Source organism: Streptomyces sp. NPDC002867 (assembly GCF_053591895.1).
Genome location: NZ_JBSFUR010000058.1, coordinates 17,047 through 29,376 on the forward strand (window position 1 = coordinate 17,047; position 12,330 = coordinate 29,376).

Consider the following 12,330-nt stretch of genomic DNA (forward strand, 5'->3'; position numbering starts at 1 on the left):
ACAGGCCGCCGGGTCACGGTCCGGCCGGAGCGGTTCCGGTGCCCTCTGCGGGTGCGGTTCCGAGGGCAGGGTCCTGATCCTCCGTGCCGGCGTCGGACGTGGACGGCGACGGTGCCGCGGGCGCCGGTGCGGTGACCCCGGTGTCCGGGGCGGCGGACTGCGACGGACCGGGCGCGGGGCCCGTTGATCCGGACGGATCCGGGTCGCCCGCCCCGGGCGGGTCGGCGTCCTCGCCCCGGTCGTCCTCCGGTACACCGGCCGCTCCCCCGTCGGGTGACCGGGACGGCGTGTCGTTCGATCCGGGCGTGGACTCCGGGTGGACCTCGGCCTCGCCACCGCCCCGGCCGCCGTCGAACGCGGAACCGACCGTGGTGCCCTTGCCGCCGCTCAGGTCCTCGCCCGCCACCAGTTCGTAGCCGGTGACCCCGGCCATGGCCACGGCGAAGACGACCGCGGCCGCGGCGGCCGGCCGCTTCCAGCCGCGTACGCGGGCGCGGTACGCGCTCGCTTCCCCGAACTCGCCCTCGGCAGGGGCGTTCCGCCCCTCCGGCGGGCCGCCTGCGCACGTCCGGGTGGCATCGGCGACAGGGGCCCGGCCGCCCTTCGGCCTTGCCTGGACGGTGACTTCGCGCAGCTGCTCGCCGGTTCTGCTGAAGACGTGCTGGATGAGCGGACCGCCGCAGGTGACCACCACACTGACGACTCCGGCGCCGATGACGGTCCCGTAGACGCCCAGTTGGGACGCGAGCACCGCCGCGGCTACCGCGGCGAGCGCGCTGCCCGCGACCTGAGGCACGCTCAGGTCGATCCGCGAGCCTGTCGCGTCCGGCTCGATCCGTGAGCCCGTCGCCTCCGGCGCGGCGTGCTCCCGCCCCTTCGTCCCGCTGTTCCGCTTCTGCCGCATCTCCCGCCTCTGTCCACCCATCTGTCCGACGTGCACCAAGGAGTGACAGATGGGCGAAGCGGATAGTTCCGTTTCCGCCGTTTCTGTGAAGCACAACACCTGGTCACCCCCGGTTCGGTGACCCAACTCCCTCGCCCGGCGAGAAGTTCGGCGGCGCGGCAGTCCACCCCGATGGCCCGAATGGAGTACTGTGGCGAGCCCTGGGCCCAAGCACCCTCACGGTGTTCGGACCCCAGGTAGGGGGCCGAAAGCGGCGCTCGATCCGGCGGCGCCGCGGCACCGCACGGGAATCTATTGCTCAGAGTGAGATCTGATCACTCCGAGTGGCAAATAGATAACCGTGCCATAACGGCGATCAAGGGCCTGTGCCCGACACGCCGGGCAACTCGGCAAGGTTGTGGCAGGCTGCACCCGGGCAGGCCACACTCGACTAGCGGAAGCAGCGACGCAGGTGACGTCGGCAGGCACCACCCGGGAGGTCCCCATGCCCGAACTGCGTGTCGTGGCCGTCTCCAACGACGGCACACGACTGGTGCTCAAGGCTGCGGACAGCACGGAATACACGCTTCCGATCGATGAGCGGCTGCGCGCCGCCGTACGCAACGACCGCGCCCGTCTCGGTCAGATCGAGATCGAGGTGGAGAGCCATCTCCGCCCCCGCGACATCCAGGCGCGCATACGCGCGGGCGCCTCGGCCGAAGAGGTCGCGCAGCTCGCCGGCATCCCCGTCGACCGGGTGCGCCGCTTCGAGGGCCCTGTGCTGGCCGAGCGCGCGTTCATGGCGGAACGGGCCCGGAAGACGCCCGTACGCCGCCCCGGCGAGAACACCGGCCCGCAGCTCGGTGAAGCGGTGCAGGAGCGGCTGCTGCTGCGCGGCGCCGAGAAGGACACCGTGCAGTGGGACTCGTGGCGCCGTGACGACGGCACCTGGGAGGTCCTGCTGGTCTATCTCGTGGCGGGCGAACCCCACTCGGCGAGCTGGACCTACGACCCGCCGCGGCGGCTCGTGCAGGCCGTCGACGACGAGGCGCGCGCGCTGATCGGCGAGACGGACGACACGATCGCGCAGGAGCCGAGCTTCCCGTTCGTCCCGCGCATCGCACGGCTGCCGAGGGACCGGCCGCTGGACCGTGCCCTGGACCGCCAGATCGACCGGCCTGCCGTGGGCCCCGTCGCCGATCCGGAGGAGAACGGCGAACGGGACTCGCTGACCAGCCTGTTGGAGGCCGTGCCGAACTTCCGCGGCGACATGGTCGTCCCGGAGCGCACGGCACAGCCGGAGCCCGCCGCGCTCGACCCGGTGCAGGAGCCCGAGGCCGAGGAGGAGCCGGTGGCTCCCGCGGCGTCGGCCGGCGCGGGGTCCGCGTACGCGGACGTGCTCATGCCGCGCTCGGTGGCGGGCCACCGCGACCGGCTGACCGGCACGACGGACCGTCAGGCCGAGGCGGACGGCGTCCGTCCAGGCCGCCGGGCGGCGGTGCCCAGCTGGGACGAGATCGTCTTCGGCGCGCGCCGCAAGAAGCAGGAGTAGCGACAGAGGTTCGCCGAAGGGCCGGCACCAGTACGGTGCCGGCCCTTCGGCGCGCGCGGACGGCCGCGCAGCGGCGGCGCCCCGCCCAGCGCGGCCGCTTGCGGCGGGCCCGGTCTCGTGACGAGCGGGAGCCCAGCTCGGGCCCGGCCCATGGCCACCGGGCGCTCCCGTGCGGAGAGCGCCCGTTCCGAGCGGTGCCGGGGCTCGCACCGCCGTACCGCGGCGGGCGTCAGGACGGGTTCGGGCCCGTGGCGACCGGGCGGGACGGGTCGCGGGACCACTCCGACCAGGAGCCCGCGTACAGCGCCGGGACGAAGCCCGCCAGCTCCAGCGCGACCGCCTGCTGCGCCGCGGAGACGCCGGAGCCGCAGTAGACGCCGACGGTCTTCGCGTCCTCGCCCGCACCGAGGCCGACGAAGCGCGCGACCAGCTGCTCGCGCGGCAGGAAGCGGCCCGCCTCGTCCACGTTCTCCGTGGTCGGAGCCGAGACCGCGCCGGGGATGTGACCCGCCACGGCGTCGATGGGCTCCACCTCGCCCCGGTACCGCTCCCCCGCCCTCGCGTCCAGCAGCAGCCCCTCGCGGGCGATCTGCGCGGCGCCGTCGGCGTCCAGGAGCGGCAGCGCGCCCGGCGCGGGGACGAAGTCGCCCTCCGCGGGCTCGGGCACCTTCGTCTCCAGCGGCCCCGTCCAGGCCGCGAGTCCGCCGTCGAGGACCCGTACATCGGAATGCCCTGTCCAGCGCAGCAGCCACCAGGCGCGGGCCGCGCCCCAGCCCTTGTCGCCGTCGTACGTCACGACCGGCGAGCCGGCGCCGACGCCCGCGCGGCGCATCGCCGCGCCGAAGGCGCCGACGTCGGGCAGCGGGTGGCGCCCGCCCGCTCCGGGCGGCCCCGCCAGTTCCGCGTCGAGGTCGACGAAGACGGCGCCGGGGATGTGCCCGGCCTCGTACGCGGGCCTGCCGTGCGGTCCGCCGAGCTGGTAGCGGACGTCGAGCAGCACCGGCGGCGTCGGGCCGGCGAGTTCGGTCGCGAGATCGGCCGCGGAGATGATGGGTGTCATACAGCCATCCTCGCGCACCGGGTCGCCGGACCCCACCGATCGCCGGACCGTCAACGCCCTCCGACGTGGATGACCGACGGCAGAACGGGCATGCTCCGGCGGGAACCCGCCACATCCGGCGCGGCCGGGACACAGTGGGCGCCCGGTGGTGAAAGCATCTGCTCGGGCGCACAGTCTTTCCGCACAACGGCGCGCCCGTCCCCGCACGGCCACCACGATGGTCCGAGGAGAGAGTGACGATGACCGAGGCGACTCGGCGCGCGCCCGGCACACCCTGCTGGGTGAGCCTGATGGTGCACGACCTTGACGCGACGCAGGAGTTCTACGCGTCGCTGTTCGGATGGGAGTTCGCGCCCGGCCCGCAGCAGTTGGGCCCGTATGTCCAAGGGCTGCTCGACGGCAAGGTGGTGGCGGGGATCGGCCGCCTGCCCACCGACCGTCACCTGCCGGTGGCCTGGACGCCGTATCTGGCGACGGACGACGCGGACGCGACGGCCGAGGCGATCAGGAGCGCCTGCGGCACCGTGGGCGTGGGCCCGCTGGTCGCCGGGGACGAGGGACGGCTGGCCATCGCCTCCGACCCGGTCGGTACGGTCTTCGGCGTCTGGCAGGCGGCGGCGCACACCGGCACCGCCGTCCACGGCGCGCACGGCACCCCGGTGTGGAACGAGCTGGTCGCCCGGGACACCACGGTGAGCAAGTTCTACCAGGTGGTCTTCGGCCACGAGGCGCAGGCGAGCGTCCCCTCCGGCGCGGACGACTCCGCGGAGGAGGACCGTCTGACGCTGCTCGTCGGCGGCCGGCCGGTGGCGTCGGTGCACGGCGTCGGCAACGCGCTGCCGCGTGACCGCGGCCCGCACTGGATGACGTACTTCGAGGTCGAGGATCCCGACGCGGCGGCGCGGCGGGTCGTCGAGCTGGGCGGGCGGGTGATCCGGCCGCCGGGTCCGGGGACCGCCGGGCGCGAGGCGACCGTCGCGGACCCCGAGGGCGCGGTGTTCACGGTCGTCCGGACGGAACGGGACTGAGGCGGATTCAGACGGCGGACGCGCCGGCGGCTCGTGGTCAGTCGCCACCGACGGGCAGGACGTCCGGGGACAGGGCGGCCGCGCGGGCCGTGGCCGCCGTCATCCGGCGCCGGTGGTGGCGCCGGCACAGCACCTCGTAACCGATCTCGTCCGGCGACTGGTTGACGTCGCCGACCACGACCTGCGCGCCCTCGACGACCATCTCGCCGCCGACGGTGCGGGCGTTGTGCGTGGCGCGCGCACCGCACCAGCACAGGGCCTCGACCTGCAACACCTCGACGCGGTCGGCCAGTTCGACGAGCCGCTGGGAGCCGGGGAAGAGCTTGGAGCGGAAGTCGGTGGTGATGCCGAAGGCGAAGACGTCCAGTTCCAGGTCGTCGACGATGCGCGCCAGTTGGTCGACCTGCTCGGGCGCGAGGAACTGCGCCTCGTCGGCGATCACGTAGTCGCAGCGGCCGCCCTTGGAGAGCCGGTCGACGAGGTACGCGTAGAAGTCGAAGCCCACGGCCGCCTCGACGGCGTCCGTGACCAGCCCGAGGCGCGAGGACAGCTTGCCCTCGCCCGCACGGTCGTCCCGCGTGAAGATCATGCCCTGCAGGCCGCGCGCCGACCGGTTGTGCTCGATCTGAAGAGCGAGGGTGCTCTTTCCGCAGTCCATCGTTCCGGAGAAGAACACCAGCTCGGGCATGGGAGGTCGAGGACCTTTCGGGTCGTGGGAAGCGGTCGGCGTACGGAGGCTACGAGCGTACTTCGAGGAGAGGGACGAGCTGCTCGACGGGGGTCATGGACCCGTGCATGCCGACCATGGCCGACTCGTTCGGCTCGTTGACCGACGCGATGATCACCACGTCGTCGTGGGCCGCGGCCACGACGTCGCCGATCCGTCCGTACACCCGCTCGTCGATGCGGTCGCCGAACCAGCCCGCGGCGATCGCCTCGTCGCGCCCGGCCACCCAGAACTGCTCGCCGAGCACCTCCCGCCAGACCGCGAGCACATCGGACTCGGCACCCGGCACGGCGTAGACATGGCGGGCCCGGCCCTCGCCGCCCAGCAGGGCGACACCGGCGCGCAGTTCCCAGTCCTCGTCGAAGTCGATACGGGACTGCTCGCCGAAGGGAATGTCGATCATGCCGTGGTCGGCGGTGACGTACAGGGCGGCCCGCGGCGGCAGTTGCTCGGCGAGGCGCTGCACCAGCCGGTCCACGTACATCAACTGGCCGCGCCAGGCGTCGGAGTCGACGCCGAAGCGGTGGCCCTTGCCGTCGACCTCGCTGTAGTAGGTGTAGACGAGGGAGCGGTCGGCGGCAGCGAGCTGCTCGGCCGCCAGGTCCATGCGCTCCTCGCCGGAGAGGCGCCCGTGAAACGTTCCGCCGCTGAGCGCGATCTTGGTGAGGGGCGTCTGCTCGAACGTCGGCGAGGACACCTGGGCCGTGTGCACGCCCGCCTCGTCGGCGAGCTGGAAGACGGTCGGGTACGGCTGCCAGATGCGCGGCGGGGTCCAGGGCTTCCAGCGCAGCTGGTTCATCAGCTCGCCGGTCTCCGGATTGCGCGCGGTGTAGCCGGGCAGACCGTGCACGCCGGGCGGCAGGCCGGTGCCGACGGAGGCGAGCGAGGTCGCGGTCGTCGCGGGGAACCCGGCGGTGATCGGACGCCCCGTGCCGCCGCGTGAGGTGCCCAGCAGGGAGGTCAGGTACGGGGCCTCGTCCGGGTGCGCCAGGATCTGCTCCCAGCCGAGACCGTCGATGAGGAACACGCAGTTGCGGTCGGCGGGGGTCAGTTCCGGGATGCCCCGGCCGAGCCCGGGGACGCCCTGGCCTGCCGCCAGGGTGGGCAGCAGGTCCGCGAGCGAGCCGCTGCCGTACTCGGGAACGGGCGCGGTGTCGAGTGCGAGCGGAGTGGGCTCGTCCGGCCAGACAGCACTCTGTGCGGGCTGGACCATCAGCGGGTGGCCGCCGTGGCTTCGGAGAGCGCCTGGGCGAAGGCGAGCGTCTGGCGCACGGTGTCGGGGCCGTCCCCTGCCTCGCTCACCCGCAGGCTGAGGTCGTCTGCGGTGGAGTTGCCGGTGTAGCCGTGGTCCGCGTCGCAGTTCGGGTCGCCGCAGGCGGCGGGCTCCAGGTCGATGCGGGAGACGGCGCCCCAGCCGATGGTGAGCACGACCTCACGGGGCAGGGTGCCGGGGGTGTACGACTCCGGGTTGGCGACGACCCGGCTGACCACGACGGACGAGATGCGGTCCAGCTTGACCGACTCGGTGGACGTGGTGGCGTACGGCGTCGGGGAGCTGTCGTCGGCAGCCTGCTCGTCGGTGTGGCTGACGATGAACCGGTTCGCCGTCAGGACGAGGACCGTGACATGGCGGCGGACCTCGTTGGCGTCGAACGTGGTCTCCTGGTGCACGACGTACGACGAGATCGGCTCACCACCGACGGCGGCCTCCACCGCCTCGGCCACGAGGGCCGGGTAGTAGCCGCTGCGCTCGATCGCCGCGCGCAGCCCCTGGGTCGTCGTACCGGTCTTCGCCATGCCGTCCATCCTACGGGGCCTCGGGGGCTCCGAGCGCTCAGTAGCTGGGGAGCCGGCGGGGGCCCAGGTCGGTGCGCGGGGGTGGGGGTGCGAGGCGTACGGACGCGTCGAGCACGGAGAGGCCCTGCGGTGCGACGACGACCGGTTCGAGTCCGATCGACACCACTTCGGGGTGGTCGTCGACCAGCCGGGAGACCCGCAGCAGCAGCTCCTCCAGCGCGGCGGTGTCGACGGGCGCGGAGCCGCGCCAGCCGAACAGGAGAGGGGCGGTGCGGATGCTGCGGACCAGCTCGGCGGCGTCGCGGTCGGTGGCGGGGACCAGGCGGTGCGCGGTGTCGCCGAGCAGCTCGGAGGGCGGGCCCGCGAGTCCGAAGGACAGCACGGCACCGGCGGCGGGGTCGATGGCGGCGCGCACGACGGTGTCGACCCCGCGCGGGACCATCGCCTGGACCACGGGCTGGAGCTCGGCGGGCTTGCCGAGGGAGCCGGTCAACTCCTCGTACGCCTGGCGCAGTTGTGTCTCGTCGGCGAGATCGAGGCGTACGCCGCCGAGGTCGGCGCGGTGGCGCAGGTGGGGGGCGGTGGTCTTGAGGGCGACCGGGTAGCCGAGGCGCCGGGCGGCCTCGACGGCGGAATCCGTGTCCGAGGCGGGCAGCGCGGGCCGCACGCGGATGCCGTAGCGGGCGAGCAGCTCATGGGTGTCGGCCTGGCCGAGAGTGAAGCCGCGGGCGTCGCTGTCGTCGCCGAGCAACCGCTCGATCTGGGCGGCGGCACCCGTCTCGTCGATGTCGTCGTACTCGGGCACCTTGCCCGGCTCGGCGGCCTGCCGCCGCCACTGCGCGTACCTGACGGCCTCGGCCAGCGCCCGCACGGCACGCTCCGCGGCGGGATAGGCGGGGATGCGCCGCGTGTCGTCGCCGGGGGCGGATGTGCCGACGGTGCCGTGCGCGGCCGGGGCGGGGGTGCCCGACGGGTCGGCTGCGGGCCCCCGCGTGCCAGGGGCGGTGCCGTCGGCCGCGGTTTCTGCCGGGCGGCTGCCCGTACCGGGAGCGCGGGAGGGGGTGCCCCTGGGGGCGGGCGTGCCCTGGTCACCGGCCGGGCGGCTGCCCGACCCGTGGGGTGCGTCCGCCGATCGCGTCCCCCGTTCGCCTGGGGACGTGTGCCCGTCCGCGCCGGACCGGCGTCCCGCGTCGGCGGAGCCGGACGGCCTGCCCGACACGCGGCCCCGCAGACCGAACCATGACCTGGAGCCGCCGGAGCGGGACGGCTCCTCGGCCGCACGTCCGCCTTCGGACGGGGACGCGCCGCCGTCCGCGTCCACGGGGGCGGAAACCCCCGCCCGCCGCTGCTCCGAGGCCGGTACGGAGCCACCGCCGGCGCCGGTCGCGCCGGCCTCCGCCAGCGGCGAGGCGCCCTCGTCGCCCTCGTCACCCGGGGCGCTCTCCACGCTCCGGGCCTGCCGGTCCCCCGGCTCCGCGGCGGCAGCCGATGCGGCTCCGGGACCGGGCTGCCGGTCGTCCGGCGCCGACGCGTCCTCGACCCCGCGGTCCGCCCGCACCGACGGGCCGTCGGCGCCCGTCTCGGCGGCGGCGGACGGCGGCGCGTCCGCGCGGGCGCGGGGGGCCGTGCTCGACGCCGCCGAGAGCGCGTCCGCCAGCGCGCCCATCTCGACGTGGACCACCGCCACCGGCTTCGCCGGGCTCGCGGCCGCCGCGTCGCGCAGGGCGGCGGCCAGCACCTCGCCGTCGCCCGACTCCGTGACGCCGTTCTCACCGACCCACGGGATCGCCGTGACGACGACGGCGTCGCACCCGTCGTCCTCCAGCGCCCGGGCCAGCGCTGTCCGGAAGTCCGCCGGCGTGGCCTCGGTCGTGAGGTCGAGCGGCGGCAGCGGGCGCAGCCCCTCGGTGAGGCAGGCGTCGTACGCGAGGAGCCCGAGAGACTCGGAGTTGCCGAGGATCGCGACTCTCGGCCCGGCCGGCAGTGGCTGGCCCGCGAGCAGCAGCCCCGCGTCGATCAGCTCGGTCACGGTGTCGACGCGGATCACGCCCGCCTGGCGCATCAGCGCGCCGACCGTCGCGTCCGGCATCCGCGTCACCGGCACCGCGTGCCCGGGCGGCGCGCTGCCGCTGTGCCGCGCGCCCTTGACGACGACGACCGGCTTGACCGCCGCCGTGCGCCGGGCGAGCCGGGTGAACTTGCGCGGATTGCCGAGGGACTCGAGGTAGAGCAGGGCGACGTCGGTGCCCGGGTCCTCGTACCAGTACTGGAGGAAGTCGTTACCCGAGACGTCCGCGCGGTTGCCGGACGAGATGAACGACGACAGCCCCGCGCCGCGCCGGTGCAGACCCGAGAGCAGCGCGATGCCGATCGCCCCGGACTGGGTGAACAGACCGATGCGCCCGGGTGCGGGGGACTCGGGGGCGAGCGAGGCGTTGAGCCGGACGGTGTCCGCGGTGTTGATGATGCCGAAGGCGTTGGGCCCGATGATCCGCATGCCGTACGAGCGGGCCTGGCGCACCAGTTCGCGCTGGCGCTCCCGGCCGGCCGCGCCGCTCTCGGCGTATCCGGCGCTCAGGACCACCAGGCCCTGGACGCCGTGCTCGCCGCAGTCGGCGACCACCTCGGTCACCCGCTCGGCGGGGACGGCGACGATCGCGAGGTCGACGGGCTCCCCGACCTCGCCGACCGAGCGGACGGCCGGAACGCCCTCCACCTCGGTGCGCCCCTCGGGGAAGGCGCGGTTCACCGCGTACACCCGCCCGGTGAATCCGGCGCCCAGGAGGTTGCGCAGGGTGGTGCGGCCGACGCCGCCGGGCCGGCGGCCCACGCCGATCACCGCGATCGAACCCGGCGCGAGGAGGCGCTGCACGGAACGGGCCTCGGCCCGCTGCTCGCGACCGCGCTGCACGGCGAGGGACGCCTCGGTCGGCTCGAGGTCGAGGGTGAGGTGGACGGAGCCGTCCTCGAAGCTGCGCTTCTGGGTGTACCCGGCGTCCCGGAACACCTTGATCATCTTATTGTTGGCGGGCAGGACCTCGGCCGCGAACCGCCGGATGCCGCGCTCCCGCGCCACTGCGGCGATGTGCTCCAGCAGGGCGGAGGCGATCCCGCGCCCCTGGTGGGCGTCCTGGACGAGGAAGGCGACCTCGGCCTCGTCGGCGGGAGCGCTGGCCGGGCGGCCCTGTGCGTTGATCCGGTCGTAGCGGACGGTCGCGACGAACTCGCCCCCGACCGTCATCGCGAGCCCCACCCGGTCCACGTAGTCGTGGTGGGTGAAACGATGGACGTCCTTGTCGGACAGGCGCGGGTAGGGCGCGAAGAAGCGGTAGTACTTCGACTCGTCGGAGACCTGCTCGTAGAAGCTGACGAGCCGGTCGGCGTCCTCGGTGGTGATGGGCCTGATGCGCGCGGTGCCGCCGTCGCGCAGCACCACGTCTGCTTCCCAGTGATCGGGGTAAGCGTGCTCCGACGAGGTCTGCATGGGCCAAGCGTACGGCCCAGTCACGGGTCGCGTGGGTGGTTGTGGACAGGCACGCTGAGAGGGCTCCGCGGGGCCCGTGACCACCATCCGGACGCCGACGGAAGCACGCCGGACCGCATGAGAGACTGGTCTAGACAACCCGTTGAGACTTGAAGGGCAACACCATGGCTGAGCGTCGCGTCAATGTCGGCTGGGCCGAGGGCCTTCACGCCCGCCCCGCTTCCATCTTCGTTCGTGCCGCGACGGCCGCCGGCGTTCCGGTGACGATCGCCAAGGCCGATGGCAACCCCGTCAACGCCGCCTCCATGCTGGCCGTGCTGGGCCTCGGCGCGCAGGGCGGCGAGGAGATCGTGCTGGCTTCCGACGCGGAAGGCGCCGACGCCGCGCTGGACCGCCTGGCCAAGCTTGTGGCCGAGGGCCTCGACGAGCTGCCCGAGACGGTCTGACCCGCCGACGCGATTCCGGCACTCCCGCCCGTCCGGAGGTGCCCGCGAGAACCACGGCGAAGCCGCGGCGTTCCGTAACTGAGGAACCCGCGGCTTTATCCGTTCCTGCTCCGTCTCGGCACAAATGAATTCCGGCGCGCCGAAAGCAGGGCCCGAGAAGACTCTCGAATAAACCCTTTCTTGTATACGGCTCGATTGTTAATTACGGACGCTCGCAATGTTTACGGAATGTTGCGAAGTCCTCACCCGACCCGGGCGTCGCAGCCGGTGCGCGGCCGCCGCCTTTTCCACGTGGAGTGCCGTGAGGGCCCGGGCCCTTTCCACGTCCCCGCGCGCCACCGCGTCCACGATCGCGCCGTGCTCGGCCCAGGACTCGACGGGCACGGCCGGCTGGTCGACGGCGTACATCCAGGCGATCTTGTGCCGCAGCTGGGTCAGCAGAGCCGTCAGCCCAGGGCTGCCGCAGGCCTGCGCGAGCGTCTCGTGGAACCAGGCGCCCAGGGAGCGCAGGTCCTCGCCCTGCCCGCGGCGTGCTCTCTCCTGACCGAGCCTCACCAGGCCGCGCAGCACCTTGAGATGGGCCTCGGTGCGCCGCTGGGCGGCACGCGCGGCGCCGAGCGGCTCCAGCAGCATGCGGATCTCCAGCAGATCGGCCGCCTCCTGCTCGGTGGGCTCGGCGACGTGCGCGCCGGCGTGGCGGCGGGTGACGACGAAGCCCTCCGACTCCAGGGTCCGCAGGGCCTCGCGGACCGGGACGCGGGAGACCCCGTAGCGTCGCGCGAGGTTCTCCTCGGTGAGCCGACTGCCCCGCTCGAACACACCGGAGACGATGTCGTCGCGGATCGCTGTGCATACAGAGTGCGCGGGAATGCGCATGTCCGAACCTCCGCTTTGATCCACGCGAAACGCAGCCGATTGACTCGTGTCCGGTGACTCTATTCCAGTCGACGGGATTTTCCGATGGCCGACCGGAATCCATGGATATCTTTTGGCCGGAAACGACGTAATACGATCGCCGCGTCGCGCGTCGCCTGACCGCCGGAGGCGGCCCGCAGCGCGAGACGCGGGCCGTCAGGACACAACCGAGGCCCACGGCTCGCATCCGGCCACAGGCCAAGGGACGGCCGCGGAGACCGCAGTACAGCCGCCCCCGGCAGCGCCAGAAAACGGCCGTCGGACACAACCAGGGCTGCCAGGGATCCCGCCGACCGAGCGGGCGGGACCGCTTCGCGGTCGGGACGAGCGGTGCCGGACGCCGAGCGGAGTGAACCCACCGGCGGCGGAGGTGAGGCTGCCGGGCGTCGGAGGCGCTGTCACCGAAGCGCGAAGACCCCCGGCGTACGCCGGGGGTCT

Annotated in this window: 10 protein-coding genes; 3 read left to right on the forward strand and 7 right to left on the reverse strand. The window is 73.6% G+C overall.

The window, feature by feature from the left end:
• Window positions 1-13 precede the first annotated feature (13 nt).
• A complete protein-coding gene (locus ACWD0A_RS31225; RefSeq protein WP_451303566.1) occupies window positions 14-925 on the reverse strand; it encodes a hypothetical protein in 912 nt (303 codons plus the stop codon).
• A 463-nt stretch (window positions 926-1,388) separates the two neighbouring features.
• Between ACWD0A_RS31225 and sepH the strand changes: the two genes are divergently transcribed.
• Window positions 1,389-2,435: a septation protein SepH gene (gene sepH, locus ACWD0A_RS31230; RefSeq protein WP_451303568.1), complete on the forward strand. Its 1,047-nt coding sequence runs from the start codon at window positions 1,389-1,391 to the stop codon at window positions 2,433-2,435.
• A 229-nt stretch (window positions 2,436-2,664) separates the two neighbouring features.
• Here sepH and ACWD0A_RS31235 read toward each other — a convergent pair whose 3' ends face one another.
• Entirely contained in the window at window positions 2,665-3,495 is an 831-nt protein-coding gene (locus ACWD0A_RS31235) for a sulfurtransferase (RefSeq protein ID WP_451303570.1), read from the reverse strand.
• A 239-nt stretch (window positions 3,496-3,734) separates the two neighbouring features.
• Between ACWD0A_RS31235 and ACWD0A_RS31240 the strand changes: the two genes are divergently transcribed.
• Window positions 3,735-4,523: a VOC family protein gene (locus ACWD0A_RS31240; RefSeq protein ID WP_451303572.1), complete on the forward strand. Its 789-nt coding sequence runs from the start codon at window positions 3,735-3,737 to the stop codon at window positions 4,521-4,523.
• A gap of 37 nt (window positions 4,524-4,560) precedes the next feature.
• Here the strand turns inward: ACWD0A_RS31240 and ACWD0A_RS31245 are convergent, their stop codons facing one another.
• Genes ACWD0A_RS31245 through ACWD0A_RS31260 form a run of 4 tightly spaced genes read right to left on the reverse strand, consistent with a single transcriptional unit; the run spans window position 4,561 to window position 10,531 of the window.
• Entirely contained in the window at window positions 4,561-5,211 is a 651-nt protein-coding gene (locus tag ACWD0A_RS31245; protein WP_451303574.1) for a thymidine kinase, read from the reverse strand.
• A 49-nt stretch (window positions 5,212-5,260) separates the two neighbouring features.
• A complete protein-coding gene (locus tag ACWD0A_RS31250; protein WP_451303576.1) occupies window positions 5,261-6,463 on the reverse strand; it encodes an alkaline phosphatase family protein in 1,203 nt (400 codons plus the stop codon).
• Window positions 6,463-7,047 carry a DUF5998 family protein gene (locus tag ACWD0A_RS31255; RefSeq protein WP_177151636.1) on the reverse strand — a complete coding sequence of 195 codons (585 nt, stop codon included), beginning with the start codon at window positions 7,045-7,047 and terminating at the stop codon, window positions 6,463-6,465. The genes ACWD0A_RS31250 and ACWD0A_RS31255 overlap by 1 nt, the downstream gene beginning before the upstream one ends.
• Window positions 7,048-7,084: 37 nt before the next feature.
• Complete coding sequence (locus tag ACWD0A_RS31260; RefSeq protein WP_451303578.1) at window positions 7,085-10,531, reverse strand: GNAT family N-acetyltransferase; 3,447 nt, start codon at window positions 10,529-10,531, stop codon at window positions 7,085-7,087.
• A gap of 164 nt (window positions 10,532-10,695) precedes the next feature.
• Between ACWD0A_RS31260 and ACWD0A_RS31265 the strand changes: the two genes are divergently transcribed.
• Entirely contained in the window at window positions 10,696-10,977 is a 282-nt protein-coding gene (locus tag ACWD0A_RS31265; protein WP_073755402.1) for an HPr family phosphocarrier protein, read from the forward strand.
• A gap of 198 nt (window positions 10,978-11,175) precedes the next feature.
• Here ACWD0A_RS31265 and ACWD0A_RS31270 read toward each other — a convergent pair whose 3' ends face one another.
• Window positions 11,176-11,853, reverse strand: a complete 678-nt coding sequence (locus ACWD0A_RS31270; RefSeq protein ID WP_451303580.1) for a GntR family transcriptional regulator — start codon at window positions 11,851-11,853, stop codon at window positions 11,176-11,178.
• Window positions 11,854-12,330: the final 477 nt, after the last annotated feature.